General features: G+C 63.6%; 16 protein-coding genes, 1 other RNA gene and 12 pseudogenes. 14 read left to right on the top strand and 15 right to left on the bottom strand.

Features of this window, described 5'->3' with window-relative positions; genetic code table 11:
• Positions 1-18 precede the first annotated feature (18 nt).
• Positions 19-273: a response regulator gene (locus XpopCFBP1817_RS10325; protein ID WP_158251286.1), complete on the bottom strand. Its 255-nt coding sequence runs from the start codon at positions 271-273 to the stop codon at positions 19-21.
• 282 nt (positions 274-555) lie between these two features.
• Here XpopCFBP1817_RS10325 and XpopCFBP1817_RS10330 point away from each other — a divergent pair, with 282 nt between their 5' ends.
• The 4 genes from XpopCFBP1817_RS10330 (at position 556) to XpopCFBP1817_RS10345 (ending at position 7,383) form a co-directional block, all read left to right on the top strand.
• Positions 556-1,221: a response regulator transcription factor gene (locus XpopCFBP1817_RS10330; RefSeq protein ID WP_128417068.1), complete on the top strand. Its 666-nt coding sequence runs from the start codon at positions 556-558 to the stop codon at positions 1,219-1,221.
• Positions 1,218-2,621 (top strand): sensor histidine kinase, encoded by a 1,404-nt coding sequence (locus XpopCFBP1817_RS10335; protein WP_128417069.1) that lies wholly within the window; start codon positions 1,218-1,220, stop codon positions 2,619-2,621. The genes XpopCFBP1817_RS10330 and XpopCFBP1817_RS10335 overlap by 4 nt, the downstream gene beginning before the upstream one ends.
• Before the next feature lie 533 nt (positions 2,622-3,154).
• The gene (locus XpopCFBP1817_RS10340) at positions 3,155-4,282 is read left to right on the top strand and encodes an efflux RND transporter periplasmic adaptor subunit (protein ID WP_208619600.1); all 1,128 of its coding nucleotides are present in this window, start codon (positions 3,155-3,157) and stop codon (positions 4,280-4,282) included.
• Positions 4,279-7,383 carry an efflux RND transporter permease subunit gene (locus XpopCFBP1817_RS10345; RefSeq protein WP_128417070.1) on the top strand — a complete coding sequence of 1,035 codons (3,105 nt, stop codon included), beginning with the start codon at positions 4,279-4,281 and terminating at the stop codon, positions 7,381-7,383. The genes XpopCFBP1817_RS10340 and XpopCFBP1817_RS10345 overlap by 4 nt, the downstream gene beginning before the upstream one ends.
• A gap of 87 nt (positions 7,384-7,470) precedes the next feature.
• On the opposite strand, the pseudogene XpopCFBP1817_RS23995 reads toward XpopCFBP1817_RS10345, so the two are convergent.
• Together XpopCFBP1817_RS23995 and XpopCFBP1817_RS10360 are read right to left on the bottom strand one after the other, a co-directional pair.
• Positions 7,471-7,776: pseudogene (locus XpopCFBP1817_RS23995) on the bottom strand (IS110 family transposase); the annotation flags it as partial.
• A 546-nt stretch (positions 7,777-8,322) separates the two neighbouring features.
• Positions 8,323-9,117, bottom strand: a complete 795-nt coding sequence (locus XpopCFBP1817_RS10360) for an EcsC family protein (protein ID WP_128417084.1) — start codon at positions 9,115-9,117, stop codon at positions 8,323-8,325.
• Between the two features lie 171 nt (positions 9,118-9,288).
• Between XpopCFBP1817_RS10360 and XpopCFBP1817_RS10365 the strand changes: the two are divergent.
• Positions 9,289-9,727 (top strand): annotated as a pseudogene (locus tag XpopCFBP1817_RS10365) (SRPBCC family protein).
• 7 nt (positions 9,728-9,734) lie between these two features.
• Here XpopCFBP1817_RS10365 and XpopCFBP1817_RS10370 read toward each other — a convergent pair.
• The 5 genes and pseudogenes from XpopCFBP1817_RS10370 to XpopCFBP1817_RS22890 all read right to left on the bottom strand — a co-directional run.
• Positions 9,735-10,403, bottom strand: a pseudogene (locus tag XpopCFBP1817_RS10370) (MFS transporter); the annotation flags it as partial.
• Between the two features lie 379 nt (positions 10,404-10,782).
• Positions 10,783-10,859, bottom strand: a non-coding RNA gene (locus tag XpopCFBP1817_RS10375) — sX9 sRNA.
• A 50-nt stretch (positions 10,860-10,909) separates the two neighbouring features.
• A complete protein-coding gene (locus XpopCFBP1817_RS10380) occupies positions 10,910-11,254 on the bottom strand; it encodes a thioredoxin family protein (RefSeq protein ID WP_128417072.1) in 345 nt (114 codons plus the stop codon).
• Between the two features lie 18 nt (positions 11,255-11,272).
• Positions 11,273-11,671 carry a host attachment family protein gene (locus XpopCFBP1817_RS10385; protein WP_128417073.1) on the bottom strand — a complete coding sequence of 133 codons (399 nt, stop codon included), beginning with the start codon at positions 11,669-11,671 and terminating at the stop codon, positions 11,273-11,275.
• A 102-nt stretch (positions 11,672-11,773) separates the two neighbouring features.
• Positions 11,774-12,558 (bottom strand): annotated as a pseudogene (locus tag XpopCFBP1817_RS22890) (alpha/beta hydrolase fold domain-containing protein); the annotation flags it as partial.
• Between XpopCFBP1817_RS22890 and XpopCFBP1817_RS22895 the strand changes: the two are divergent.
• A pseudogene (locus XpopCFBP1817_RS22895) lies at positions 12,558-12,785 on the top strand (DUF4380 domain-containing protein); the annotation flags it as partial. The pseudogenes XpopCFBP1817_RS22890 and XpopCFBP1817_RS22895 sit on opposite strands and share 1 nt — an antisense overlap.
• A gap of 70 nt (positions 12,786-12,855) precedes the next feature.
• Positions 12,856-14,457 carry an OpgD/OpgG family glucan biosynthesis protein gene (locus XpopCFBP1817_RS10405; RefSeq protein ID WP_128417075.1) on the top strand — a complete coding sequence of 534 codons (1,602 nt, stop codon included), beginning with the start codon at positions 12,856-12,858 and terminating at the stop codon, positions 14,455-14,457.
• Between the two features lie 161 nt (positions 14,458-14,618).
• Here the strand turns inward: XpopCFBP1817_RS10405 and XpopCFBP1817_RS10410 are convergent.
• Together XpopCFBP1817_RS10410 and XpopCFBP1817_RS10415 are read right to left on the bottom strand one after the other, a co-directional pair.
• Positions 14,619-15,863 (bottom strand): annotated as a pseudogene (locus XpopCFBP1817_RS10410) (GAF domain-containing sensor histidine kinase).
• Positions 15,864-16,331: 468 nt separating this feature from the next.
• Positions 16,332-16,967 (bottom strand): thymidine kinase, encoded by a 636-nt coding sequence (locus XpopCFBP1817_RS10415; protein ID WP_128417076.1) that lies wholly within the window; start codon positions 16,965-16,967, stop codon positions 16,332-16,334.
• Between the two features lie 114 nt (positions 16,968-17,081).
• On the opposite strand from XpopCFBP1817_RS10415, the gene XpopCFBP1817_RS10420 reads away from it, so the two are divergent.
• The 3 genes and pseudogenes from XpopCFBP1817_RS10420 to XpopCFBP1817_RS22900 form a co-directional block, all read left to right on the top strand.
• Positions 17,082-19,058: a UvrD-helicase domain-containing protein gene (locus XpopCFBP1817_RS10420; protein ID WP_128417077.1), complete on the top strand. Its 1,977-nt coding sequence runs from the start codon at positions 17,082-17,084 to the stop codon at positions 19,056-19,058.
• A gap of 62 nt (positions 19,059-19,120) precedes the next feature.
• A pseudogene (locus XpopCFBP1817_RS10425) lies at positions 19,121-19,548 on the top strand (GNAT family N-acetyltransferase); the annotation flags it as partial.
• Positions 19,533-19,825 (top strand): annotated as a pseudogene (locus XpopCFBP1817_RS22900) (DUF4272 domain-containing protein); the annotation flags it as partial. The pseudogenes XpopCFBP1817_RS10425 and XpopCFBP1817_RS22900, both read left to right, overlap by 16 nt.
• Positions 19,826-19,828: 3 nt before the next feature.
• Here XpopCFBP1817_RS22900 and XpopCFBP1817_RS10435 read toward each other — a convergent pair.
• Positions 19,829-20,497: a YceH family protein gene (locus XpopCFBP1817_RS10435; RefSeq protein ID WP_128417085.1), complete on the bottom strand. Its 669-nt coding sequence runs from the start codon at positions 20,495-20,497 to the stop codon at positions 19,829-19,831.
• A 168-nt stretch (positions 20,498-20,665) separates the two neighbouring features.
• On the opposite strand from XpopCFBP1817_RS10435, the pseudogene XpopCFBP1817_RS10445 reads away from it, so the two are divergent.
• Both XpopCFBP1817_RS10445 and pyrF read left to right on the top strand, forming a co-directional pair.
• Positions 20,666-20,770: pseudogene (locus XpopCFBP1817_RS10445) on the top strand (5'-nucleotidase, lipoprotein e(P4) family); the annotation flags it as partial.
• A complete protein-coding gene (gene pyrF, locus XpopCFBP1817_RS10450; protein ID WP_128417078.1) occupies positions 20,767-21,498 on the top strand; it encodes an orotidine-5'-phosphate decarboxylase in 732 nt (243 codons plus the stop codon). The pseudogene XpopCFBP1817_RS10445 and the gene pyrF, both read left to right, overlap by 4 nt.
• A gap of 421 nt (positions 21,499-21,919) precedes the next feature.
• Here the strand turns inward: pyrF and XpopCFBP1817_RS10455 are convergent, their stop codons facing one another.
• The 4 genes and pseudogenes from XpopCFBP1817_RS10455 to XpopCFBP1817_RS10470 all read right to left on the bottom strand — a co-directional run.
• A complete protein-coding gene (locus XpopCFBP1817_RS10455; RefSeq protein ID WP_208619601.1) occupies positions 21,920-22,666 on the bottom strand; it encodes a type II TA system antitoxin MqsA family protein in 747 nt (248 codons plus the stop codon).
• 2 nt (positions 22,667-22,668) lie between these two features.
• Positions 22,669-23,040: a type II toxin-antitoxin system MqsR family toxin gene (locus tag XpopCFBP1817_RS10460; protein ID WP_128417080.1), complete on the bottom strand. Its 372-nt coding sequence runs from the start codon at positions 23,038-23,040 to the stop codon at positions 22,669-22,671.
• Between the two features lie 208 nt (positions 23,041-23,248).
• Positions 23,249-24,432: pseudogene (locus XpopCFBP1817_RS10465) on the bottom strand (tryptophan halogenase family protein); the annotation flags it as partial.
• A 1-nt stretch (position 24,433) separates the two neighbouring features.
• Positions 24,434-24,917, bottom strand: a pseudogene (locus XpopCFBP1817_RS10470) (hypothetical protein); the annotation flags it as partial.
• A 131-nt stretch (positions 24,918-25,048) separates the two neighbouring features.
• Here XpopCFBP1817_RS10470 and XpopCFBP1817_RS22905 point away from each other — a divergent pair.
• Positions 25,049-25,231 (top strand): annotated as a pseudogene (locus XpopCFBP1817_RS22905) (transposase); the annotation flags it as partial.
• 11 nt (positions 25,232-25,242) lie between these two features.
• Complete coding sequence (locus XpopCFBP1817_RS24000; RefSeq protein WP_128417082.1) at positions 25,243-25,557, top strand: hypothetical protein; 315 nt, start codon at positions 25,243-25,245, stop codon at positions 25,555-25,557.
• Positions 25,558-25,958: the final 401 nt, after the last annotated feature.

Below are 25,958 nucleotides of genomic sequence, written 5' to 3' on the forward strand. Positions count from 1 at the left end.
AACTGCTCGCGGCTGACGTCACTGGGATAGCGTGCTCTCATCTCCATATGATCGGATAATTCGGGAAGACTTTGAACGGGATCTGAGAAACCGCAAGCCATCCCCGCCGCGCAATTGCCGATCGAGAATCATCACGTCGAACGCGCCAAGGATGGCCTGGCGGGTGGCAGCGCCCAGGGTCGGGGCGTGATCGACAATCATGTTGCAGGTTGCCAGCGCGTCGCGGATGGCAGAAGCCATTTCGGGTTCGTCCTCGACCCAAAGCGCTTTCATGTGGTCCTCCTGCCGCCGGTGGCCCCGTCCTTCTAAACCCGCATCCTGTCTTGAGCAGGTCCTGGCTGCGTGCGTGTGCCAACCTACCCTCCACATCGCTGAAGCGCAGCAAGCGGGGCGAGATGGACCGTCGGCGCAGCGGCATTGGAACTCTGCTGGCCTGCGCAATTGCTGTAATTTCCGGTCCAAGACCAGAAAAGTGGCTCGACCGCTGCCTCTTAATGCAGAATTAAACCCGCTCGGGAATGCTATGCGCCCGCTTTATCCGCAGACGAGGACCCAATGAAGCTGCTCCTTGTCGAGGATGACGTCATGCTGGGCGACACCATCTGCGATGGCGCGCGGCAGGGTGGTTGGGAGGTGGACCATGTGGTGGATGCGAGTGCGGCCAACGGGGTGTTGATCGAGCATCCTTATTCGGCGGTGCTGCTGGATCTGGGGCTTCCAGGCGAATCTGGGCTGTCGGTATTGCGCGGCATGCGTGCGCGCTGCGATGCCACGCCGGTGCTGATCCTCACCGCGCGCGGCCAGTTGAGCGAGCGCATCGTGTGCCTGGATGCGGGCGCGGACGACTATCTGGTGAAGCCATTCCAGTTTGACGAGTTGTGGGCGCGGGTGCGCTCGGTCATCCGGCGCAGCCAGGGCAGCGTGGTGCCGATTTTCAGCTTCGGTGATGTCAAGGTGGACCGCAGCCGCCGCGCGGTGAGCAAGGGCGGCGTGGATGTGGTGCTGAGTGCGCACGAGTACCGCACGTTGCTGGCGCTGATCGAACGGCCCGGCCATGTGCTCACGCGCGACCGCCTGCAGGATCTGGTCTACGGGCCCTCCAGCGAGTTGGAAAGCAACACCATCGCGGTGTTCATCCATCAACTACGCCGCAAGCTCGGCGAGGATCTGATCAGAACCGTGCATGGGCTGGGCTATGTGGTGGGAAAGCAGGGCGCATGAAGCCCAGATCGATCACGGCGCAGCTGTTCATGGTGATCGTGAGCGTGATCGCGGTGTGCTGGGTCGCGGTCATCGTTATCGTGCTCAGCCTGTTGTCGCTCAATCTGGAAAGCACCTGGGATGAAAAGCTCGAAGCCATCGCCACGCAGATCCTGATCACCATCCCGGCCAAGAGCAAATTCGACCGCAGGGCCGGCCCGGGCCTGCAATTGCCGGAGACATTCACCAACGCGCGCGAACAGTTGGTGTTTCAGATCTGGATCGATCGCGCCCGGATGGTGGCGCGTACGCCCGGCGCGCCCGATTCGGCGCTGCAACCGTCCTTCACCGACGGGGCGGCCACCACCATCGTCAACGGGGCGCAGTGGCGCGTGTACGCCATCAGCGACAAGACCAGGCGGGTGAGCGTGCAGGTAGGCAACCCGCAGAGTGTGGTCGATGCGGACATGCGCCATGAAGCCTGGCATGCGCTCGCACTGGCAACTTTTCTGGTCATCGTGGCGGGCGTGGTGATGTGGGTGGTGGTGCGGCGCTCGCTGCAGCCTGTGAGAGCCTTGGGCAGGGCCTTGCGGCACCGCAAGCAGTTCGACCTCACCCCACTACCGCTGTCTAAACTGCCACGCGAAATCTATGTACTGGTCGCATCGTTCAACCATGTGCTTGAGCAGCTGGATGCAGCCATCGAAGGCGAGCGCCGATTCATCGGCGATGCCGCGCATGAGCTGCGCACGCCGCTGTCGGCCTTGCAGGCGCAGGCCGAGATCGCATTGAGCGCCGAAGACGTGGACAGCAAGAACCGCGCGCTGGTGAAGCTGCTACGCGTGGCAAAGCGCAGCACGCGCTTGTCCGAGCAGTTGCTGGATCTGGCGCGATTGAATGCCGCCAGCAGTGCACCGATGCATGCCATCACCGAACTCAGCGTGCTGGTACAGCACGTGGCGCAGGAATTCGAGGTGCACGCCAGTCAGAACGCGCGCGCGCTGTATCTGGATATCCACAGCTGCAGCATCGAGTGCAATGTGGACGAAATCGGCATCTTGCTGCGCAATCTGGTCGACAACGCGATGCGCTACACGCCCGAAGGCGGCAACATCCTGATCAGTTGTGGATACGTGGCCGATGCGATGCGCACAGATGTCAATCAGGGCATCAACGACAACCGAACGGTGTTTCTGCAGGTTGCCGACGACGGACCGGGTGTGCCGGAGCCCGAGCGTGAGGCTATCTTTGTGCGCTTCCACCGCGTGGCCGGCACGCCGGTGCGCGGCAGCGGCATCGGGCTGTCATTGGTGGCCGGCATTGTGGATCTGCACCACGCAACCATCGAGACCGGGCCTGGCTTGAACGGGCGTGGTTTCAGTGTGCGGATCGTGTTCCCGGGGACATCGCAGCGCCAATAGCGTCTGAAATCACGGCATGAATCGTGCTGTTCGCAGTGGTTTAATGCGTGCCTTGGTTGCACAGACTGAACAGTGCGCGCTGCGCTGGATGCGCACTTAAAGAATTCCGAAAACGGCTAATGATTCTTTAATCGCGTCCTGAAACGATGGCGCTCAGCTGGGTACCAGCGGTGACTTGGGTTTCGATATCCGTTTGATTGCATCGAAAAAATGCGCACACAACGCGAACGGCTGATACCGCCAGCCGGCATGATCTGCGCTATCGGTCAGCCGAGCAGCGCGCGCTGACGATTCGAACACTGGTCTGCAAGCGCGAACACGGGCGAGGAATCAGCCAATTCCACCTCAGTGCTAATGCCGTTTTTCACGCCATCCCGGCGTTGCCTCCGTGGCGCGTTTGCATGCGTGCCATATCCCTTACCTCAGGCTACCTGCCGTACACCGCGATGATCACTCAATCAGCAAAGACACCCTCCAGTGCGCGCAGCGCTTCTGGCGCAGCAAACAACGGACCGCGACGTGGTGCGTTTGCAGTGGCGTACTGCCTGCTGGCCGTTGCAGCCATCGCCGCGCTTGGCTGGTGGTGGTCCGCGCGTGCCAAGCCCAAACGCGAGGATCTCCCGATCACCGCCTTGTCGGTGACGGCGGTGGTACCACGGCAGGTGGAATGGCCGAGCAGCCTGCAGGCGACCGGCATCGTTGCGCCCTGGCAAGAGGCGGTGATCAGCTCGCAGAGCAATGGCCTGCGCATCGCCACTCTCCATGTGGGGGTTGGCGATGTGGTCAAACAGGGCCAGCTGCTGGCTCGCTTCGATACCGCGACCTTGCTGGCCGCACGCGCAGAACTGAGCGCCGGTCTGGCCAAGGCACAGGCGGCTGCCAGCCAGGCCGATACCAACCGCGGGCGCGCGCTGCGCCTGCAGACTGCCGGGGCCATCAGCGATCAGGAAGTGCAGCGGTATGTGACCGAAGCGGTGACGGCCAGCGCGCAGATCGCGGTGGCGCGCGCGCAACTGGATGCCAACCGTCTGCAACTGCAGCAAGCCGAGATTCTGGCTCCCGACACTGGGCTCATCAGCGCGCAGTCAGCGACGCTGGGCGCGGTAGCGAACAGTGGGCAGGAGCTGTTCCGGCTGGTGCGCCAGGGCCGCCTGGAATGGCGCGGTGAGTTCGGCCCCGAACAGATCGCGCGGATCGCAGTGGGCCAGGAGGTCAGGCTGAGGCTTGCCGATGGAAGCGCGGCGATGGCGCGCGTGCGGCAGATCGCGCCACTGCTGGATGCGCGCTCGCGGCTCGGTCTGGTCTATGCCGATATCGACCCGGACAGCCTGCTGCGCGGTGGGATGTACGTCGACGGTGCAGTTGCGTTGCCGACCAGCCACGCCTTGGTAGTGCCGGCGTCGAGCGTGGTGGTGCGCGATGGCCGCAGTACCGTGTTTCGCCTGATCGGCAGCGGCAGCCAATCCAAGGTGCGCGCGCAGCAAGTGGTGGTCGGGCGCCGGGTCGGTGCCGATGTCGAAATCCTCAAGCCGCTGGCGGTGAGCGAGCGCATCGTGGAGCAGGGGGCAGGGCTGCTGGCCGACGGCGATACGGTATTGGTCAAAGCGACACCGACCGGCACGCTGGTCGGCCTGCAGTTGATTCCACGTGGTCCGCGATGAATGTTGCAACCTGGTCGCTGCGCAACCCGATTCCTGCGGTGCTGTTGTTCTTGCTGCTGTCGCTGGCGGGGATGTACGGCTTTAGACAGTTGTCCATCCAGGCGTTGCCGGATCTGGAGTTGCCCACCGTCAATGTCGCGCTGACGCAGCCGGGGGCGACGCCGGCGCAGCTGGAAACCGAGGTGGCCCGCAAGGTCGAAGATTCGATCGCAACGGTTAGCGGCCTGCGTCATCTGCGCACCTCCATCAGCGATGGACAGGTGCAGATCGTTGCCGAATTCCGCCTTGAAAAATCGCTCTCCGATGCCTTGATCGAAACCAAGGATGCGGTGGATCGGGTGCGTTCGACGCTACCGCGGGAACTGCTGCAGCCGGCGGTCAGTGCGATCACAGAGAACGGCACGCCCATCCTCACTTACGCGGTGACGTCGACAACACTGGATGAAACCCAGCTGTCCTGGTATGTGGACGACAGCTTGACCAGGGCGCTGGCCAAAGTGCCCGGTGTCGGGCGCGTGCAGCGCCTGGGCGGGGTGCAGCGCGAGATCCGGGTGGCGGTCGACCCGGTGCAGATGACCGCGCTGGGCGTTACCACGTCCGATGTGTCGCGTGCGCTGCAACAGATGCAGCAGGATTCTTCGGGCGGACGCACGCAGGTGAGCGGCGCCGAGCAGTCGGTGCGCACCGTGGCGAGCGTGCGGCAAGCCTCGGAGTTGCCCGGCATGTCGATTGCGCTGGGCAACGGCGAGAGCGTGCGCCTGGAGCAGATTGCCACGGTGCGCGATACCTACGCCGAGCGCCGGCAGGAAGCGCTGCTGGACGGCGCGCCGGTGATCGGCTTCAGCATCTATCGCACCAAAGGCTTCGACGAAACCCGGATCGCCAAGGGTGTGGCGCAGGCGCTGCAGCAACTACAGCACACCGATCCGCATCTGCGGATCACCCCGGTTTCCGGAACGGTGGCCTACACGCTGGAGCAGTTCGAAGGCTCGATGTCGATGCTCTACGAGGGCGCGTTGCTGGCAGTGCTGGTGGTGTGGCTGTTCCTGCGCGATTGGCGCGCGACCCTGATTGCTGCATCCGCGCTGCCACTATCGATCCTGCCCGCGTTCGCGGTGATGTGGTGGCTGGACTACTCGCTCAACACGCTCACGCTGCTGGCGTTGGCGGTGGTGGTCGGCATTCTGGTGGACGATGCCATCGTGGAGATCGAGAACATCGAACGCCATCGGCGCATGGGTAAATCCGCATTCCAGGCCACCGCCGATGCGGTCAATGAAATCGCATTGGTGGTGATGGCGACCACCGCGACGTTGGTGGTGGTGTTTGTGCCGACCACGTTGATGGGCGGCATTCCGGGATTGTTCTTCAAGCAGTTCGGTTGGACGGCGGTGATTGCGGTGGTGGCCTCGTTGATGGTGGCGCGGCTGATCACCCCGGTCATGGCGGCGAAATTTCTGAGCTCCCGTCATACCGGTGATCCGGAGCCGGCCACCGGCAAATTGACCGCAGGCTACTTGCGGCTGGTGCAATGGAGCCTGCAGCATCGCGCGGCGACCTTGGGCGCGGCCGGGGTGTTTTTGCTGTGTTCGCTGGCGTTGTTGCCGCTGCTCGCCAAGGGTCTGGTGCCGCCGAGTGACCGTGGCTATATCACCGTCAAGGTGGAACTTGGGCCGGAGAGTGATATCGATCAGACCCGGCAAATCACCGAGCGTGTGCGCACTGCGGTTGGGCATATCGCCGGCGTCGACACGGTGTTCACCAGCATCGGCGGCAGCAGTGGCGGGCGTGATGCGCAGGTCTCGGAGGTGCGCAAGGCCGAGATGACGCTGGTGCTGTCAGAGCGCAAAGCGCGCGCGCCGCAGGCGGAGATCGCGCACGCGGTGCGGCGGGTGTTGGTCAACGTCACCGGCGCGCGCTTTACGGTGGGCGGCGGCGGGACGGGCGAACGTTTGTCGATGATCCTGACCAGCGACTCGGAAGAGGCGCTCAACGCAACCGTCGCTGCGTTCGCAGACGAATTACGTGCGGCGGGATTGTCCGGCGTGCGCACCACCGCAAGCCTGGAGCGACCGGAAATCGTGGCGCGGCCGATCGACGGCCAGACCGCCCGCTACGGTGTGAGCAGTGCGGACATCAGCCAGACCTTGCGCACCGCCACCAGCGGCGATTTCGAGCCGCAACTTGCCAAGCTCACGCTGCAGAACCGGCAGATCAACATCCGCGTGCAGGTGCCTGAGCGCATCCGTGCCGATCTCACTGCGCTGTCCAATGTGCGCGTGCAATCGCGCGATGGTCTGGTGCCTTTATCCAGCGTGGCGGTGTTGGCGATGGAGAGCGGCCCGAGCGAAATCAACCGTTACGATCGACAGCGCTATGTCACGGTGAGCGCCGATCTCGGCGAGATGCCGTTAAGCCAGGCGCTGGCGCTGGCCAACTCGCGTGCCTCCATCCAGCACCTGCCAGCGAACGTGTCGCTGATCCAGTCCGGCGATGCGGAGGTGGCGGCGGAACTGTCATCCGGTTTGGTTCTGGCGATCGTGATTGCGATCGTGTGCATGCTGTGCGTACTAATTCTGTTGTTCAACGATTTCCTCCAACCGCTGACCATTTTGTCTGCCATTCCGCTGTCGCTCGGCGGCGCCTTCATTGCGCTGTTACTGTTCGGCAGCGAGCTCGATGTGCCGTCGATGATCGGCTTGGTGATGCTGATGGGCATCGTCACCAAAAACTCGATCCTGCTGGTGGAATACACGGTGCTCGCGCTACGCGACAGGACCGATGACGTGGAAGCCGCGTTGATCGAGGCGTGTCACAAGCGTGCCCGCCCGATCGTGATGACCACTGTTGCGATGATCGCCGGCATGTTGCCCGTCGCGCTGGGGTTCGGGGCCGATGCCAGTTTTCGCCAACCCATGGCGATTGCGGTAATCGGCGGGTTGATCAGTTCGACGGTGTTGTGTCTGGTGGTGGTCCCGGCGGTGTTTAGCTGCATCCATGCGTTCGAGGCGTGGTTGCATCGTCGTTGGCACAATGCGTTTGGCACCCGGTCGGATGCAGACGCTGTCGCCGATCCGGCGAATCCGCAAGGTCAGGGCTGAGCTGCTTTGAACGCAGCGCACCGCACGCCGCACACCGCAAGTGTGGAGATTCGTGCGCCTGTCGTTCGTGCAAAACAAGGCGCAGGCGAGTTGGCACCGATCGGCCATGCAGGCGAGATTGGCGGCATCCAGACGATCTGTGTGTGCCGGCAGGCCGATGGCAGCGGCGCGCATTGGCCCGGACCACCACGTGACCGGCGTCCAATAGGGCATCCAGCACTGCCTGTTCGTATCCGCCACAGGTCTCCAGGACAACCTGGCCAACCTCATGGTGTGCCAGCCAGGACAACAGCTTGCGGTGACACGCGGGTGTGTTGTGGAACTGCGTGCATGGCCGCGCTTGACGGCCACATCCAAGATTGCCTTGCACCCATCAAACCCGATGCCGTTCATGCGCGAACTCCGTCAGGCGCGAGAGCTCCCCTGCCTGCCCAGCCTTACGTCTACCAGCGGCAACTTTGGCAACTGTTCGGGCGCAACAGGGGAGAGACTGACGTGGGCACCTTAGCTACCCGACGATCGGCAACGTTCCAGGCTCTCACGGCGGCCCACGTCGGCTCTCGACACCCAGCCTGGCAGACTCCGAACAGAGCAGGTGCTTTGGCGGCTTCCATGCCGAAGAAGGTCCCGCGACGGTGAGCGGGCAAGGACCAGTCGAGAGGATCGGTGTGCATGGTTGCGTGCAGTGCACGCAGCGCGGCCGTCCGATGAGGTGCGGTCTGATCAGCTCCTCTCGATCCGAACGATGTCACTGCCATTTCCGACATCACTCCACTCGTCAACGAAGGCGCGTGCGACCACCACGTTGCCGCCATCGCTACAGCGTTTGAGAGGTTCTGTTAGCGCTCTTAAGGACGATGCCTTATTCACATGCAACACGCCATGGGTCGCCCAACGGCGTACGTACACAGCGACAGCAACAGCACACCTCACGGCATCTCAACGCGGCGCAGGCAACGCGTCATACGCACGCCGCACTGCCTCTTCCCCGAAGCGCCGCTCCAACCGGCGCACGATGAAATGCCCGCGCGCCATCGCCTGGAAGTGGCGCATGAACACGGTATTGAGCGTTACGCCACTCACCGCGCCGACCAGAGGTACGGCCTGCACCGCGAGTTTTTCGCCCACATTGACCGAGAACTTGGCCGCAACGCGCGATACCAACGACACCAATGCAGGTGCGCCCTTGCTGGCGAACCCATGTGCGGCCACGTAATGCGCGGCGGCGCTGAGTTGCTGCGCCATCGCCGCGCGCACTGCGAAATAGCCGGATTCGGCGCCATCATCGACCACGCTGCGCCCGCCATGCGCCAGCACTTCCAGACAGGCCAACGCAGTTTCTGGATCGTGCAGCGATTCGCCTTCCGAGCGTGCGATATCGGCGATGGAGCGCAGCATCACCGTGGTGGTCACCGGTAGCTCCATCAGCAGCCCAGGCAATCCGAAGAATCCGCCCGCACCGCCGGCGATCGCCACTGCCATGGTGTGCTGCGCAGTGGATGCGGGCGGCTGCGTATCGGCTTGACCACGCAGCGTCAGCAATGCCGATTTCATCGCCACCTGCAATGCGCGGCGGGTAACGCCATCGATACTGCGTGTCAGCATTTTCGGCAGCCGTTTGGTCATCAGACGCTCGATCGGCGCGCCTAGTGCGTTGGCAAGTTGCGCTGCCACACCAGGGTTTTCCAACAGCGCGTGCGCGGTGGCCAGATCGCGCTGCGCAGCAACGTCCATCACCGGTATCGGAAGCGTCGTCATGCCTGTTCTTCGTCGTTAGGGGTCTACCCTGATGGTACCCAGCCCAATGTGAGCGTTAGACGAGCGCACTGTGCAGTACCAAGACAACCCTGAAATTGGTTGGCAAAATGCGCCGGCATCTGGATCTACGCTGCGAATACCCACCAGATGCATCGTGAGATCCGCCACAGCATCGTCCTTGCCGCAGCGCCGGAAGTGGTTTGCGCTGCGCTGTTCGAGCCAATGCAACTGGCCCGCTGGTGGACGCGCGAAATGCGCCTGGCCAACGACCGGGTGCGGCTGGACTGGGGCCGTCAGGGTTGGCGGGTGGAGCTGAGCATCGATGACGGGGCCGACCATCGTCTGGTGTGCTGGCGTTGCCACGAGTCCAACATGCTCGATTCGGATGCATGGAAAGGCACGGTGATGCGCTTGGAGCTGCATTCCAGCAGCCAGGGCACGCAGCTGGAATTTGTCCCGTCCGGTTATCGCCAATCGCCGTGCAAGCAGGCCTGCGCGCGCGGCTGGCGCTTGTTCCTGGGCAGCAGCCTCTGAAACCGGCGAAGGCATGCCATCTGCGGACATGCTTGCGCCCACCATGCATTGAGTGCAGATAAGCCCGGCAAGCCCAACCGGCCGGCAATCAGAAACCGGATGCGCCGGCCCCACTCGAGCATCTGTGGCTGAATCGCGCCATGTGCAACGCCGTTACCGTGGCCGCGCCGGCGATGTAACCGCCCCGTGTGCCGACGTCCAGCCAGCTGCTCATCAAGCCGCGATTGCGATCAGTGGCATATTCGGCGATGAAGGTCGCTGCCCCGCCGTATTCGCCGCCGATGGAGACCCCTTGCAGCCGCCGCGCCAACAGCAGCAAGACCGGCGCCCGCCCGCCGATCTTGGCGTAGGACGGAATCGATCCGATGCTGAAGGTGCCCAGCGCCATCAGAATCATGGTGGCTGCCAGCACTTTCTGCCGCCCGTAACGGTCACCGAGCGGGCCGAACACCAGCCCGCCGATCGGCCACACCAAAAACGCGACGGTGAACGTGGCAAAGGTCGCGATCAACTGCGCGGTGGGATTGCTCGCGGGGAAGAACGCCTACCCCAGGGTCACGGCCAGAGCGCCGTACACGCCCAAGTCGAACCCCTCCATCGCATTGCCCAGTGCGGCAGCGCCGACGGCCTTGCGCAACATCGGGCGGACGACCACGGTGACTTCGTCCAGTTGCAGGCGGCGGCGCTTGAACCAACCGAAGTGCGAGGCGATGGCGCGTGTCGTGCATGTGTTTGCTCTCCAGAATTACGCTCCAGAAGCGGGCCATCGCTGCCCGCTCGCCCTGGCAACGCACAGGACACAGCACATCGCGCGCGCCTTGCAAGGGCACATGCAGGGGATCACACCGGAGCCATTCCCGCAGAGCCGCGAAGATGCAGCGACGCTGCGGAACAGACGACCAAGGGGTGGGCAATCGCCCAGGGTTTGATCGGTCCGCCATGTCACTAGCGCGTGCAGATCGGTGCAGGCGCGGTGATGCGGATCTGCAAAAAACCCTGGTCTTCAAGATTTTTTCGATCGTGCAGAAGATGCGTCGCTGACGCGCGGACCATAACACACGCGCATCACTGCACTTGATCAACCAAGCCCGGTGCACGCCTGAAAGTGGCTCACAAAACTCAGCGAACAGTGGTCAGGTGGCCACGGACGGCGCACTCAGAATCCCAACATGCCAGTGGTATGTGCAACATCGCACACTGGCCGCCTCCGGCCTGACGGTTGACTGTCGTTTTGTTAGCCGCTTTGGATTGTCGGCTCACCCAGCACCACCAACAACGGCTCCAGATCCGCGCGTGTCTGCGGGCGCACCGTGCGCGCGAATTCTTTGCCATCGCGCAGCAGGATGATCGTCGGCCATAACTTCACACGGAAAGAGCGGCCAAGCGGCCGCCCTTTTCCATCTTCGAACTTGCGGTAGTCGACCGCCCCGAAACCGCCCAGCAGCTTTTGCAGCAGCGGCTGGGCGGCGATGCAGTGACCGCACCAATCGGTGCCGAATTCCAGCACCTGCAGCCCAACCTGTGCATCCACCTCGCTGCGCTCAGGCGCCTGCGTGGCGTACGCGCGAACAAACCCCATCGCATGTGTGCTCCGCTGTCAGGACAACGCGCGCTGGATGTCTTCCAGCGGCAGATTGGTCAGGTCCTTGGCAAGATCGCCCACCAGGCGCTGCTGCGTTTCTTTGTGCAGCAACGGGCGTACGCGGCCCAGCGTGGTCGGGTCGGCCACCAAGACCAGATGCGTGTATTCGTGCTTCAACGCGCCATCGTTCAAGGCGTGCGACAACTGCTTGGCGAAGGTCATCTCGTCCAGATCTGCATTGGTCAGATCCTGTGGCGCCTTGCCGGCCGGGCCGTCGCCGTCGACGTTCTGCACATCGGTGCGCGCGTGCTGACGCAGCACCACCTTGGCTTCGTTACCGGTGTTGGTGAACCAACGCGCTTCGCCGCCATCGGCCACGACCACCAGTGCCCCCTGAGGAATTTGCAGACTCATCCGACTCTCCTGATCGATTTCGGCACTGCATGTGCAGCACCAGTCGGTCTCAACCTAGGCGAGAAGATGTAAGCGCTGCGCCTAGCCCATGTCAGCGTGGCGTTAGAGTGGTGCGGCCAACTGCGCCGGTAGCAGGCCCAAATACTTGCTGAAGACGCGTGCAGTGACCCGCAGCGCCTGCTGACTTTCCGGCAGCGTATCGGTGAGATGAACGCCGTGCCTCAGCCCGTCTCAGACGTGCAAATCCGATTCGCTGCCCAGATCCACCAGGCGCGCATGCGTAGAGGCGGTGGCGCGCAATTAGGCCGCACGCGTGCCGGTGAGAAACTAAGGTTGGCGGAAACTGGCCCAGCACCGCATCGGAGACCACCGGCGACACCAGCGGGTCATGGAAGTCGACAGTCTCACCGTGCTACAGCTCTTTCATGATCGGCGGCGCACCGGCCCTGCCCGGCAACAAGGCATCGCTTACCGCTGCGACCGCCACACGCGCATCGCCGCGATAGCGCGCATCGCCAGCGCTGCAGAACATCCCGCCGCGGCCGGCATCGGCAAGCGCTCCTTGGCAAACCGCGCCAGCGACTCGCCGGTGAGTCCACCGCCGGCCGCGCAGCCGAAGATGCCGATGCGCTCCGGTGCGTAGGTCTTGAGCGCAGCGCGATACACCGCCGACACATCTGCGCTGGCGGCCAGAAAACGATGCTCCGGACCCATCCGGTAATCCACCGCGATCAGGCTCATGCCGGTCATCGCTGCGATGGGGATGGCTTCATCAAACCGAACGAGGCGGCACTGCCCATCACCCATCCGCCGCCATGCAGCTCGATCAGCAAACGTCTGGCCTGCTCCGGCGTGCGCGTACGTGGCTCCACCCGCAACACCGGCACTGTGTCTGGATGCGCTTGCTCAGCACCTTGAACAAGGGCTGTTGGAAATGGAGGTGCACGCACCGTATCGGCAGCTTGCGCCAAGCGCGCAGATGCAGGCGCAGGCGCAATCGACCTCGCTGCCCTACACCGGGCCGGACAAGCAGCCGGCGCAGCAACAGTTCCTGTGCAGCAAGGCCAAAGCGCTGGGGCTGAGCAACGCTTGCGGGTCTTCGTCTGCGGCGCGCCCAGTGGCGCATTCACGTCTACGCCGGGCTGTGGCTATGATGTTGCCGTTCCCTGATCAGATCGATGCGCATGCAACGACGCCATTTCCTGAAGAATGCCGCTGCCGCTTTGGCCGCGCTCGGTTTGCAGGCGTTGCCGCAATGTGCATTGGCGGCAACGGCAGTAGGACTGCGTCGGTTGGGGCAGCCGCAGCCGTTCGACTATGCCTGGTTCAAGGGTCAGGCGCGCGCGCTAGCCACGGCGCCGTACAAGAGCCATAAGCAGGTGTTGCCGGGACCGTTGGAGGCGTTGAACTGGGATCAGTATCAGTCAATCCGGTACCGTCAGGACCATGCGTTATGGGCCGATGGCAACGGCAAGTTTCAGGCGAAGTTTTTCCATTTGGGGCTGTTCTTCCATACCCCGGTGCATATCTACGACATCGTCGATGGCAATGCGCAGCAACTGGCCTACGACCCGGCGGCGTTCGACGACGGCAGCAGTGGCCTGGGCGGCAAGCAGTTGCCCAAGGAGCTGGGCTTTGCCGGCTTTCGCCTCAACACGCGCAAACAGACCGATCGCGATTTTTCGGCGTTTCTGGGCGCGAGCTATTTCCGTGCAGTAGGCAAGCAAGGTCAGTACGGGCAGTCAGCGCGCGGGTTGGCGATCGATACCGGAACGGGCGGGCCGGAGGAGTTTGCGGACTTCATCGCCTATTACCTGGAGCAGCCGGCGGACGATTCGGACACTGTGGTGGTGTACGGCCTGCTCGACTCGCCCAGCGTTGCCGGCGCGTATCGTTTTGCCATCACCAATGGCGAGGTGCTGGTGATGGATATCGACAGCGCGCTGTATCCGCGCAAGGCCATCGAGCGGCTGGGCATCGGCCCGTGCACCAGCATGTACCAGGTGGGCGAAAACGATCGCCGGATGGATTGGGACTGGCGCCCGGAAATTCACGACACCGACGGGTTGGCGATGTGGACCGGCGGCGGCGAGTGGATCTGGCGGCCGTTGTGCAATCCGCCGCAGCTGCGCTTCAACATGTTTGTCGACGAGAATCCGCGCGGGTTCGGGCTGCTGCAACGCGATCGTAATTTCGACCATTACCAGGACGATGGCGTGTTCTACGAGAAGCGCCCGTGTCTGTGGGTGGAACCCAAGAGCGGCTGGGGCAAGGGCTCGGTGCAACTGGTCGAGATTCCGACTGTGGACGAGACCTTCGACAACATCGTGGCGTTCTGGAATCCGCAGGCCAAGCCGCAGCCAGGGCAAGAGCTGCTGATGGGGTATCGGTTGTATTGGGGCGCACATCCGCCGGCCAGCTCGCCGTTGGCGCATTGCGTGGCCACGCGCACCGGTTTGGGCGGCATCGTCGGGCAGAAGCGCAGCCACTTTTCCTGGCGGTTTGCGGTGGATTTTGCCGGGGGCGAACTGGCTGCGTTGACCAAGGACCCGAACGCCAAGGTCGAGGCCATCATCCAGGTCTCGCGCGGGACTACTGAAATCGTGTCGGCGCGTCCGTTGCATGAACTCAAGGGCTATCGGGCGCTGTTCGACCTGGTGCCGCCGGATGACAGCACCCAGCAGATCGATATCCGCCTGTTCCTGCGCGACAACGGCAAGCCGCTGACCGAAACCTGGCTGTACCAGTGGACGCCGCCGCCGGCGAGCGAGCGCAAGATTTACTAGCGCGCAGATACGTCGCGCAAAGGCACCTTGCGCGAGCGATAAGAGGCGCGATTGTCAGGCAGGTGCGAATGGCGCAGTGACGAAAGGCCACTGATTTCGAGTGTCGACCGAGGCTGCGTCACAGCCGCGCAGCCGCTGATTCGTCGCCCAAACGCCCCGGCTCAGGCCGACGTCGCGCTGTTGACCAGTTGCATGCGGCCACGTGGGCGCACGCAGGCCAGCTCTACCCGGAAGCAGGTGCCGTCCTTGCCGCTGGTGATGCGCAGTTCGCCTTGATGGGCCTGGGCGATCTGGGCGGCCATATGCAGGCCCAGATCGACTTCCGGCAACGCCCGCCCGGCGGTGTGTACGTGGGTGGAAGCGTGCAGCACGTCGAGCCGGCGCGGATCGATGCCGTCCAGATTGCAGACTTCGATGCGCAGGCGACCTTGCTCGGTCACTGCGAAGGCCTTGATCAGCGAGCTCTGCCGACCTTGCACCACGGCGTTGATCATCAGGCTGCCGAACATCTGCGCCAGACGCACCGCATCGCCATGCACCGGCTCGTCGATGACCACATGGGTGGACAGCACCTGCTTCGGGTACGCGGCGCGGGTTTCGTCGACCACTTGCGATAGCGCGTCGAGCAGGTCGCTGCCATTGCCGTAATCCAGCTGCAGCCAATCGCGTTCGATGCCACGCGCGAAATCGCTGGCGAAGTCGATCAGCTCTTCCATGCGCCGCAGGCTGCGTTGCATCGAGCGGATCGCGCCGCCCTGGCGTTGGTTGAGCGGGTCGATGGCCAGCACGTCCACCACCGCATGCATGGACTGCAGCGGATTGCGCAGGTCGTGGCCAAGGATGCCGATGAACTCCTCGCGCAGGCGCGCCGAGGCGCCCACGCGACCCAGTTCGCTGCGTGCCTGCAGCGATTCCTGTGCGCGCTCTTCGGCACGCTGATCTGCCTGTATCTGCGCGGCCAGCAGTTGCGCCAGCAGTTAGACCTTTTCCACCAGCGGCGCGTCCATGACGCGCGGCAATGGGTCCAGCGCACACAAGGTGCCGAACACGCTGCCGTCGTCGAACCTGATCGGCACCGAGATATAGCTTTCGAAGCCATAGAGCCGGGGCGAGGGATGATCGCGGAAGAGCGGGTGCTCGGAGGCATGGCCGAACCACACCGCATTGCCCTGAATGCGCACGCTGTCGCAGAAGGTGGTGACCAATGGCAGCTCGTCGCCAGGCATCAGACCGAAGGACATGTCGTCGCGTACCTGACAGGTGATCCAGCGTGTATCGGTCACGCGCGCGACCGCGGCAAAGCCCATACCGGTCAGACAGGTGAGGATGGTCAGGACATCGGGGACCGACTATAGCCGGCCAACACGCGCGATATCTGCGCGTAATTCGGGAGGAAGCCGACCCATGTAGTGCCTCCCGACAAATAGATGGTCGCAAGCTGACGGAACTGTGGTTGAGTTTGGTTGCGTGTCGATCGCTGCAACGCTGGGGCAAACGATACACTTGTTGATGGGGCGCGGATATGCGGCTGCGATGGCATGCCTAGCTGGGTTTAATGAGGCATTACAAGGCAATGGCGGGCCGAAGGACTAACCGCAGTTCTGCCGAATTCGTCAGCCAGTCACCACTCCGCCCGGCCTGCCGGCAGCGGGAAATAGCGGCGGGCGCGGCAACACCGAATCATCGCCGCATGGACGCTGCCATTGGCGCGTTGGCCACTGGTGAGTCGGGTGCGCAACGGCTCCGCTATTGCGATGCCGCTTTTGTCGGCCAACTTGTCGATGGCAGGCCACACAGATGATCGGCATCTCCCACTGCATGGGCGGCATTCCAGCACCGCGTTGCGCCGCTGGCACAATGCAGACAATGCAGCGTTACGCCCCCGCAGGCGGCAGCGGCAATGCAATCTGCAGCGGGTCGATGCGGCCTTCGTCACGCATGATCTTTTTGAACTCGGCGCGGCTGACCGACACGTAGCGCTCGTTGCCGCCGATCTCCACCTGGGGGCCGTCCTGCACCGCATGCCCTTGCGCGTCCACGCGCACGGTCATGGTGGCCTTGCTGCCGCTGTGGCAGATGGTCTTGATCTCCTCCAGCTCGTCGGCCCAGGCCAGCAGAAACTGGCTGCCTTCGAACAGCTCGCCGCGGAAGTCGGTGCGCAGGCCGTAGCACAGCACCGGAATGCGCAGGCGGTCGACCACTTCGCTCAACTGCCAGACCTGCGCGCGATTGAGGAACTGCGCTTCGTCCACCAGCACGCAATGCAGCGCGCCTTCGGCCTGGATATCGCGCTCGATGAGCTGCTGCAACGCGGTGTCGCGATCGAAGGTGCGCCCGTCCGCGCGCAGGCCGATCCGCGAGGCGACCACGCCGCTGCCGGCGCGGTGATCGAGCTTGGGCGTGAGGATCAACGTGCGCATGCCACGTTCGCGGTAGTTGTGCGCGGACTGCAGCAAGGTGATGGTCTTGCCGGCATTCATTGCCGAGTAGTAGAAGTAGAGCTTGGCCATCGGCGGATTTTACCGGGCTGGCCGGCGTGCAGTAGCGGCCGGCCAGCATGAACCGGCACTGCCGGCTTGCCCGACGCGGCGCCGGTACAATGGCCCGCTCTGTCGGAAGCCCCTATGCACGGTCTCAATCCCCCGCAACGCGCCGCAGTGCTGCACTGCGAAGGTCCCTTGTTGGTGCTGGCCGGTGCCGGCAGCGGCAAGACGCGCGTGATCGTGGAAAAGATCGCGCATCTGATCGCCATCGGCCGCTATCCGGCCAAGCGCATCGCCGCGATCACCTTCACCAACAAGTCGGCCAAGGAAATGCGCGAGCGCGTGGCCAAGCGCATCCGTGGCGACGGCGCCGATGGCCTGACCCTCTGCACCTTCCACGCGCTGGGGCTGACGTTCCTGCAGATCGAGCACGCCGCCGCCGGTTTGAAGCGCGGCTTTTCGATCTTCGATTCCGACGATGCCGCCGCCCAGATCAAGGACCTGATGCACGGCGCCAAGCCCGATGCGATCGAGGACGCCAAGAACCTGATCTCGCGCGCCAAGAACGCCGGCCTGTCGCCCGAACAGGCGATGGCCGCCGCACGCAGCAATCGTGAAAAAGAAGCGGCCAGCCTCTACGAGCGCTACCAGGCGCGGCTGACCACCTTCAACGCGGTGGACTTCGACGATCTGATCCGGCTGCCGGTGCAGATTCTGGAAGGCAATGAAGAGATCGTGATGGGCTGGCGCGAGCGCATCGGCTATCTGCTGGTGGATGAGTGCCAGGACACCAACGATGCGCAATACCGCCTGCTGAAAATGCTGGCCGGGCCGCGCGGCAACTTCACCTGCGTGGGCGACGACGACCAGAGCATCTATGCCTGGCGCGGCGCCAACCCGGAAAACCTGCAGCAGATGGGGCGCGATTATCCGGCGCTGGAAATCATCAAGCTGGAGCAGAACTACCGTTGCTCAAACCGCGTATTGCGCGCGGCCAATGCCTTGATCGCGCACAACCCGCACGAGCACTTGAAGACGCTGTGGAGCGACCAGGCCGACGGCGAGCGCATCCGCGTGTGGGAGTGTCGCGACAGCGAGCACGAGGCCGAAAAGGTCGCCGCCGAAATCTCGTTTCTGGGCACCGCCAGGCAGGTGCCGTGGAGCGATTTCTGCATCCTGTTTCGCGGCAATTTTCAATCGCGGCCGCTGGAAAAGGCGCTGCAGCTGCTGTGCGTTCCGTATCACCTGACCGGCGGCACCGCGTTTTTGGAGCGGCAGGAAGTCAAGGACGTGTTGTCGTGGCTGCGGCTGATCGTCAATCCCGAAGATGACGCGGCGTTCTTGCGCGCGGTGCAGTCGCCCAAACGCGAAGTGGGCGCGACCTCGCTGGCGCGCCTGGCCGAGCTTGCCAGCGCCAAGTCGGTGCCGATGTCGCGCGCGGCCGAATCGATGGGCGCCTTGCAGCACTTACCGCCGCGTGCGGCCAACGGTTTGAGTGCGTTCACCGACATCCTGCGCGATATGCGCGAGCATTCGGCCACGCTGCCGGCGGGTGAATTGGTGCGCACCCTGGCCGAAAAATCCGGCCTGCTCAACGACCTGCGTAACCAGTCCAAGGACGACACCGGCTTTCAGCGCCGCAAGCGCAATCTGGACGAATTGGCCGAGTGGTTTGAAGGCGGCCCGCGTGGCGCAAGCGCCAGCGATCTGGCCGCGCAGCTGGCGTTGTTGTCGCGCAACGATAAGGACGATGGCGGCAACCAGGTGCGCATGATGACCATGCACGCGTCCAAGGGCCTGGAATTTCGCTATGTGTTCATCGTCGGCTGCGAAGACGGCGTGCTGCCGCATGAAGTGAGCCTGGAAGAAGGCAATCTGCAGGAAGAACGCCGCTTGCTGTATGTGGGCATCACCCGCGCCAAGCAGCAGCTGTGGATGAGCCACAGCAAGTTGACGCGCAAGTTCGGCGAGCATGTGCGGCTCAAGCCGAGCCGCTTCTTCGACGAGATTCCGGCCGAAGAACTGCAGCGCGATGGCGCCGACCCGGTCGCCGATGCCGAGCGCAAGAAAGAGCGCGCCAGTGCGGGGTTGGCGGCGATTCAGGCCTTGTTCGACTAGCGGTTGTTGCGTCTGTCCAGCCTTGCAAGCGACACCGCTGCACGCCAGTCTGGTTGTTCCCGATGCCGGAGGACGCCGTGACCGTTGTGATCCAAACCCTCGTCTGCGTCTGCGCACGCTCGATCCCCAGCGCGATGCCGACACGATGTGGGTGGTGGTCAACGCCCCCGGCTGCATCGCCGGCATCAACGATCGCGGTGCGCGCACGCGCGAGCAGGCGCGCGCGCCTCTGCGTGAGTGGGCGCAGGCGCATCAGGAAAAATACGGCTTCGCGCACTGGGCGGTGGAGACGCGCAACGAAGGCGCGTTTGCGGGCACGCTGGGCCTGTTGTGCCGCGACACCTTGCCGGTGCCGCACATCGGGTTCGCACTGTTGCCCGCATATCGCGGCAACGGCTCTGTGACCGAAGCCGGGCGTGCGGTGCGGACAGACGCGCGCGATGTGCTGGGGTTGTCGCAGCTGTGCGCGATCGTCTGGCCGACGGCAGCGTGCGCGACCCACACGGGCGGGTGCTGATCAGCCAGGGCGAGCCGGCGATCGATGACCAAGCGCAGCTGCCGCATCCGCCGGATGCAGTGGAGCAGCGTGCGCAACGCCTCGCCCGGCTCACCGCGCAAGGCATCTGCGTGCCGCCGAGCTTGCCGCCGGTTCCCGCTGAGGGCCAGGCCCGGGTACGCGACAGCGCAGCGGTGACGCAACGCATGCTGGCGGTGTTGCGGTGGCCTTGCGTGCGCAGAGGCTGGTCGCCGGCGATACGCCACCGTCGCCCTCAGGCGCCAGCGGCCTCCAGGCGCGCTTGCACTGCGGCCAACGCATCCTGCAGGTCGGCGACGGTGGCTTCCAGGCTTTGCACACGTGCTTCCAGCTCGCTGCTGTCGGCGCTGCTGCGGGAACTCGGTGCGGCGCGCGCAGCCGCAGCCTGCAGCGCTTCCACATCCAGCTCGCCACTGAGCAGATGCGCATAGCGCTCCTCGCGCTGGCCACTGGCACGCGGCAGTTGCACCGCCAGCTTGCGCTGGATCAACCGGTCCAGATGATGGCGCACGTCGTCGGCATCGTTGAAACGCGCCAGCCGCTCGCTGCGCGCATACAACTCGCCCAGCGTCTGCGGGCCGCGCAGTAGCAGCAGGCCGATCACGGCCACTTGTTGCCGGGTCAGATCCAGCACGCTGCCCAGCCGGTGTTCGTAGCGCTCGGCGCGCGAAGAGAATTGCTGGTGCACCAGGCCCAGGGTTTCCAGCTGGCGCAAGGCGTGATGCACCACGCCGGTCTGCAGATTCAGCACCGGCTCGCGCGCAGTCTTCTGGTTGGCGGCCACCTGCGCGGCGTTGACCGTGAGCGGATACGCGTCCGGCGTGGTCGCCTCTTTTTCGATCAGGCAGCCGAGCACGCGGGCCTGGGCAGTATCGAGGACGGGCGGGGGCGAGGTCTCTGTCATGGGTGGCTCCGGGGCGATCAGCCCGCAAGCATACCGATCCTGCTCCCGAGCGCTGCCAGCAGTGCGATGCAAGCGCCAGCGCACGAACCCGCTAAAATCGCCGTCTTTATTGCCGCTCCTGTTCTGGTGGATGCCATGCCCCCCTCGTTTTACGCACCGTTGTCCTTCCCCAGCTACGGCGGTTGGGAGCCGGCGCAGTTCAACAACGATGACGCCCAGCCCTGGCAGCAGCGCCACGACGCCAAGCGCGCCGCGCTGGAGGTGACCCGATGAGCCGCGCACCGTTGCCGCTGGCCGCGCACGAGCGGCTGATCTTCGCGCTGGATGTGCCGAGCTATGACGAGGCGATCGCCTGGGTCGACCGCTTAGGCGAGTCGGTGGCCTTCTACAAGATCGGCATGGAGCTGCTGGCCTCCGGCGAGTATTTCCAGGTGCTCGATGCCCTGGCCAGGCGCGACAAGCGCGTGTTCGTCGATTTGAAGTTCTTCGACATTCCCGCCACCGTGGCCGGCACCATCCGCCGTCTGGCGCAGTGGCCGGTGAGCTATTGCACCATCCACGGCTGGCACGCCGGCATGCTGCAGGCCGCCGCCGAGGCCAACCAAGGCGACATGCGCCTGCTGGCGGTGACCGTGCTGACCTCGATGGGCCGGCCGGACCTGGCCGCAATGGGCATCGACCGCGAGCCGGTGGAGGTGGTGGTGGAGCGCGCGCTGGCCGCGCAGGCCGCCGGTATCGACGGGGTGATCGCCTCCGGCCAGGAGGCCGGCCCGATTCGCCGCGCCACTGGCGCTGCGTTCTCGATCGTCTGCCCCGGCATCCGCCCCGGCGGCCCGGTCGGCGAAGACCAGCAACGCACTGTGGGCGTGGCGCAGGCCTTCAACGACGGCGCCGACGCCATCGTGGTCGGCCGGCCGATTCGCCTGGCTGCTGACCCTGCTGCGGCGGCGGCGGCGATCCAGACCGAGATTCGTGCGGCATTGACGCAGCGCCAGGCGTAATGGGAAGCGCTTGATGGCACCCATGCGCTAATAAAATCAATAAGTTAATTCGGCATAATTAAAGTGTTAATTTAACGTTAAAGCCTGCGTACGATGCCCCCTCGTCCGAGGTTAGTCGGAAGCTGTGCCACTCATTGTCCACCGGACTTGTCCCGGTTTTCGAAGGGATCGGGCCGTGTGCCCGGTCCTTTTTTTTGGTTCTTCACCCAACTCCCGGACAAACAGCGTGGACCTGAAGGACGTAGGCATCATCGCGGCAACCAGTGGGTGCGCTCGACCGGCTTGTCGTGGCGCAGCAAGTCCGACTGGTCGGTCGCGCGGCTATCCACTCAATAGACGAAGAACCCTTTTCGGGAAATTGACCTGCTGCAGGTCAATAAGGCCCTGACTGAACGCCTCAAAGAGCCGCTGACTTGGGCAGTCAGCGGCTCTTCTTGTTGGCAACTGCGGATTTGGCCGTGGCGCGGCCAGCCAATCGCTTCCCCCTTGCGACCGGCCGTTCTGCCGCTGCTTTGGCAGCCACTAAACGGCCCACGTCCACTTGTTTCTCGCCGGCTACGTGCCGCTTTCCTGCACGGGTGAGAGTACACAGTCCATCGGTGGCACTTACATTGATGATGACCTGTTGGTTACCCACGTGGATAACTTTGCTGGGCTTGAACCCCTTGGCCTGAGCGGTTGCCGCATGGCGGTGCTTGTGTGGGTTCACTTTCGTTACGACTACGCCCGGCAGTTCACCGGCCAACAGGGGATTTTTGTCGAGCAGATGGAGTAGGTTGAACGCGGCCGAACCCGGGTCAGCCTTGCCGCTTTCATACCGTGAAACCCCATTATGTCCGCCGCCGACCAGCAGGCCCACTTCGCCCTGGGTAAGGCCCAGGCGCTTGCGCACGGCCTTCAGAATCGCCCCTTCGGCCCTTCGTTCCTTCATGACCAACGCATCGCCGGCAGAAGCAAACCGCCGGTCGCTTTCATCATTCAGGAACACTTCTTCGCATACCTGGCACCGGTCACCGGCCAGGTTGGCCACGATGTCAGACAGCTCACCTACGACGACAGGGAATGTCTCGTCGTGAAAATGCACCAACGACCCCGCCGAACCGCAGACAGGGCACTGGCCAACCGCGAGGCGTGGCAGCGTGTCGTAGTTTGTCTTAGTCATAGTCATAGTCATTTAGCCTTGAATGAAATAACAGCCTTGGGCTCGCCGCCGTCTGGTGGGAGATACAACTGGACCTTCACGTAAGCCGCGCCCTTTGGAGTTGGAACGTGGTAGACGTCTTGCCACAGCGTTTCATTGGCCATGCTGGTCATCGACTTGTAGAAACAAGCTGTGGGGTCCATCGCCAAAATGGCGGCCTCGGCCTCTTGCTCCGACAACCGCATGGCTTGATAGCCTTGTCTTGAACTGAGCGTAAAACAGCGGTCGCCGTGCTGCGCAACCATCGCTTTCATCTGTCCTGCATCGAAATGGGGCGTGAGCTTTTCAAGCACTCCATCGGCCCTGCGTGTCACGCCCTTGGGCAGTCTTTTTGTTGCCATGTTGGGGGCCTACGGACAAGGGTCATCCTGCTTCCCCTGAAAAATTACCCTAAAAGGTGAATTTTTTCAATATTGGACAGCCTGGACTGGATTGGCGTTAGAAGTGGTTCACCCAGACGCGCATGCCTTGGGGTCCGTTGGAAAGGTCGGGCTCCAGAGACTGAGCCGTTTTCTGTGGTTCCCACCCATGTCCAATGCTGTGTATCGCTCAACGCGGCGCAGCCGCCTTGCAGTAGCGATCGATGAACTGCTGGTCGGTGGGCATGGCGTCCACGCAGTGGCCGATGGTCTGCGCGATGCTGGCCAGGGGAAGCGTTCGGCGTCGTGGTCGGGCACCTGGTCCACCAGCGGGTGGTCACCCTGCGGCAGGATGCCCTGGCCCACCATCACCTGCACCCAGCTGATCTCGGCGAACATCTCTTCGGCGTTGCGGTAGAAGCGCCCGCTGTCGCGGAACAGATCCAGAGTGAATTGCAGCTCCGGGGTGATCTGCATGGTGTGGCAGTTGCGCCAGAACGCGCTGTCGTCGCGTTCGGTGGCGTGGTAATGCAGCACCAGAAAATCGCGGATGCGGTCGAACTCGAACGCCAACCGGTCGTTGTAGCGCTGCACCAGCACCGTGCTGATGCCCTCGCGCGGAAACAGTTCCAAGAGTCTGCAAATGCCGGCCTGGATCAGATGGATGCTGGTCGATTCCAGCGGCTGCAGAAAGCCGCTCGCCAGGCCCAGCGCCACCACATTGCGGTTCCACATTGCTTACGCCGCTCGGTGGTGAAGCGCAGCGGGCGCGGGTCGGCCAGCGGCTTGCCATCCAGGTTGGCAAGCCGCGTGGCGGCGGCTTCTGCGGCGATTGCACCTAGCCGGTGTCTGGATGCAGCTGCACCTGCTCGACCAGACCTTCGATGCGGGTGACATCGCGCTGCTCTGCATACCCACGCAAAAAGCGTGCGTCGTGCGACGCATCGAAGTGATACGCGGAGGCGATATTGGCCAGCGGCGAATGGGCCGGCCCTCGCCGGCCGAGGTCATGAACGTGCCGCGTGCGGCGGCCACGGTGTTGAGCGTATAGGCGCCCAGCGGCTGCGCCATGCCGCGTACGTGTTGCTTGATCCAGTACTGATGGAACGGCAGCAGCCCGAGCGGGTGTCCGATCTGGGTGCCGAAGCCATGAATGTCCGAAGTCCGGGGGCGCTGCCAGTCGACGAGCGCCATGCCGAGCTTGAAGCTGCCCTGGGGCTGTCGCACGAACGCGGCTTCGTCGATGCCGAGCAGATTGTTGAAGGCCTTGATGTGCGACACGGTGGCCTGGCCGACACCCACGGTGCCGAGCTGTTCGGATTCGATCCGCTGCACCTTGCAGGTGGGGCCAAGCACCCGCGCGAAGGCGGCCGCTATTGATGGCGATGTCCGGATCCAACTGCCCACTGCTGCCGAAGCCGGTGTAGGCGTACGCGCTGTAGTTCTTGAAGTTGAAGGCGTTGAGCAGATTGACGCGCGCCGACATCTTGAAGTCGCCTGCCACGGTGAACTCCTTGGTGGCCTGGAAGTCCACCGTGCGGTAGCCCCAGATATCGCCACCGACCAGGAACTTGCTGCTCCCCGGCGGGGTGACGCCGACGTGCTGGCAGGCAGCACCATCGGGGTCGGTGAAGCCGAAGCAGGCGATCGTGTTGATCGGCTCCGGCGTTGCCAGCACCAGCTTGGCACCGAAGGTGACACCCCACGGACCATCGCGCGAGCCGGAGGCGACGAAGCGATGCGCGGCCACCGCGTCGGACTTCACGCACGGATAGTCGCCAATGTGTGGCCTTGCCGAAGCCGTAGGGCTCATCGATGTTGCGGTTCTGGCGCGCGCTGGTGTGGGTGTAGGACAGGGTCTCAGGCCCTGTTGTCGACTCCCCGCAATTCAGTTCCAGCTAAAGTTAGCGAACCTCTGATTTTGCCGCTGGTCCAAGGCACCAGCTCGCCATAGGTGAGTGCGATGTCCCGAACCCAGATGACGCTATCGATGCAACACGATGCGCGCTTCGATCTGCATCGCAAGCCGACGCGGCGCGAGGTGTTGCTGGCGCAGATGGATCAGGTGGTGCCTTGGTCACACCTGTGCGCGTGTATCGCACCGTTCTACCCGAAGGTGCGCCAAAGCGGCGGTCATCCGCCGGTGGGTCTGGAGCGGATGCTGCGCATCCACTGCACAGCGTGGTGAGCACGGCGGCGAGCGTGGCCGAGGTAACCCAGACGGCGCATCTGCTGCATGGCACAGAGCAGCATGTGTTCGCGGACGCGGGCGATATCGGGGGCCGAGACGTCTGCGCCGGCCGAAGGCCGCACTTTCTGGATGGCCGACAAGCGCAGCAAGGCGAAGGCCATGTTGCTGGCAATGGCGTAGCAGGCGTGCGCCTGCAGACCGCCAAAAGCAGTGTGCGGCGCGAAACGTCGGATGCATTGATCAAAAACCTGGGAAGTTTTGCACTGCATCCGCGTTGCCAGCTGCGCAGCGCCGGCTACGGCTTGTAGATCAGGCATTGCTTAGTGCCTGTCCGCCTGATGCGGAGCAAGGATGCCCCTACAATGCTAATCGTGGGCAGACCTGCCAAGTGGCTACTGCTGATCTAAATCAGGATGGCCGTGCTGACGCTGTCATCAGCTAGCTAGGCAGCAGCTACGGCGACACTGACGCTGTTGACGACATCGTGCTTGCGCATCGTTAAGATGGCACATATATTCGCGCTTCAGAAGGCGCCTTCAGTGAGCTTAAAGCGCCCGATTCGATCGTAAAAATCTGGCCAGACCTAACCGCAACGCGGGTCTGCCCAACACCGGATAATACAAGCTCGGTAACTAGGGCCTGTTAACACATACGAAGCCCTTCAACGATCAGGACGAAGCTCAGGAATCCGAGGAACATGACGTCGAGC

The organism is Xanthomonas populi, from assembly GCF_002940065.1.
In the GTDB taxonomy this organism is placed as follows: domain Bacteria; phylum Pseudomonadota; class Gammaproteobacteria; order Xanthomonadales; family Xanthomonadaceae; genus Xanthomonas; species Xanthomonas populi.

What these genes read in the sequence shown, in the direction of transcription:
- XpopCFBP1817_RS10325 (WP_158251286.1), bottom strand. Translation starts at nt 273, where the DNA reads ATGAAAGCGCTTTGGGTCGAGGACGAACCCGAAATGGCTTCTGCCATC.
- XpopCFBP1817_RS10330 (WP_128417068.1), top strand. Translation starts at nt 556, where the DNA reads ATGAAGCTGCTCCTTGTCGAGGATGACGTCATGCTGGGCGACACCATC.
- XpopCFBP1817_RS10335 (WP_128417069.1), top strand. Translation starts at nt 1,218, where the DNA reads ATGAAGCCCAGATCGATCACGGCGCAGCTGTTCATGGTGATCGTGAGC.
- XpopCFBP1817_RS10345 (WP_128417070.1), top strand. Translation starts at nt 4,279, where the DNA reads ATGAATGTTGCAACCTGGTCGCTGCGCAACCCGATTCCTGCGGTGCTG.
- XpopCFBP1817_RS10360 (WP_128417084.1), bottom strand. Translation starts at nt 9,117, where the DNA reads ATGGACGTTGCTGCGCAGCGCGATCTGGCCACCGCGCACGCGCTGTTG.
- XpopCFBP1817_RS10380 (WP_128417072.1), bottom strand. Translation starts at nt 11,254, where the DNA reads ATGGGGTTTGTTCGCGCGTACGCCACGCAGGCGCCTGAGCGCAGCGAG.
- XpopCFBP1817_RS10385 (WP_128417073.1), bottom strand. Translation starts at nt 11,671, where the DNA reads ATGAGTCTGCAAATTCCTCAGGGGGCACTGGTGGTCGTGGCCGATGGC.
- XpopCFBP1817_RS10405 (WP_128417075.1), top strand. Translation starts at nt 12,856, where the DNA reads ATGCAACGACGCCATTTCCTGAAGAATGCCGCTGCCGCTTTGGCCGCG.
- XpopCFBP1817_RS10415 (WP_128417076.1), bottom strand. Translation starts at nt 16,967, where the DNA reads ATGGCCAAGCTCTACTTCTACTACTCGGCAATGAATGCCGGCAAGACC.
- XpopCFBP1817_RS10420 (WP_128417077.1), top strand. Translation starts at nt 17,082, where the DNA reads ATGCACGGTCTCAATCCCCCGCAACGCGCCGCAGTGCTGCACTGCGAA.
- XpopCFBP1817_RS10435 (WP_128417085.1), bottom strand. Translation starts at nt 20,497, where the DNA reads ATGACAGAGACCTCGCCCCCGCCCGTCCTCGATACTGCCCAGGCCCGC.
- pyrF (WP_128417078.1), top strand. Translation starts at nt 20,767, where the DNA reads ATGAGCCGCGCACCGTTGCCGCTGGCCGCGCACGAGCGGCTGATCTTC.
- XpopCFBP1817_RS10455 (WP_208619601.1), bottom strand. Translation starts at nt 22,666, where the DNA reads ATGACTATGACTAAGACAAACTACGACACGCTGCCACGCCTCGCGGTT.
- XpopCFBP1817_RS10460 (WP_128417080.1), bottom strand. Translation starts at nt 23,040, where the DNA reads ATGGCAACAAAAAGACTGCCCAAGGGCGTGACACGCAGGGCCGATGGA.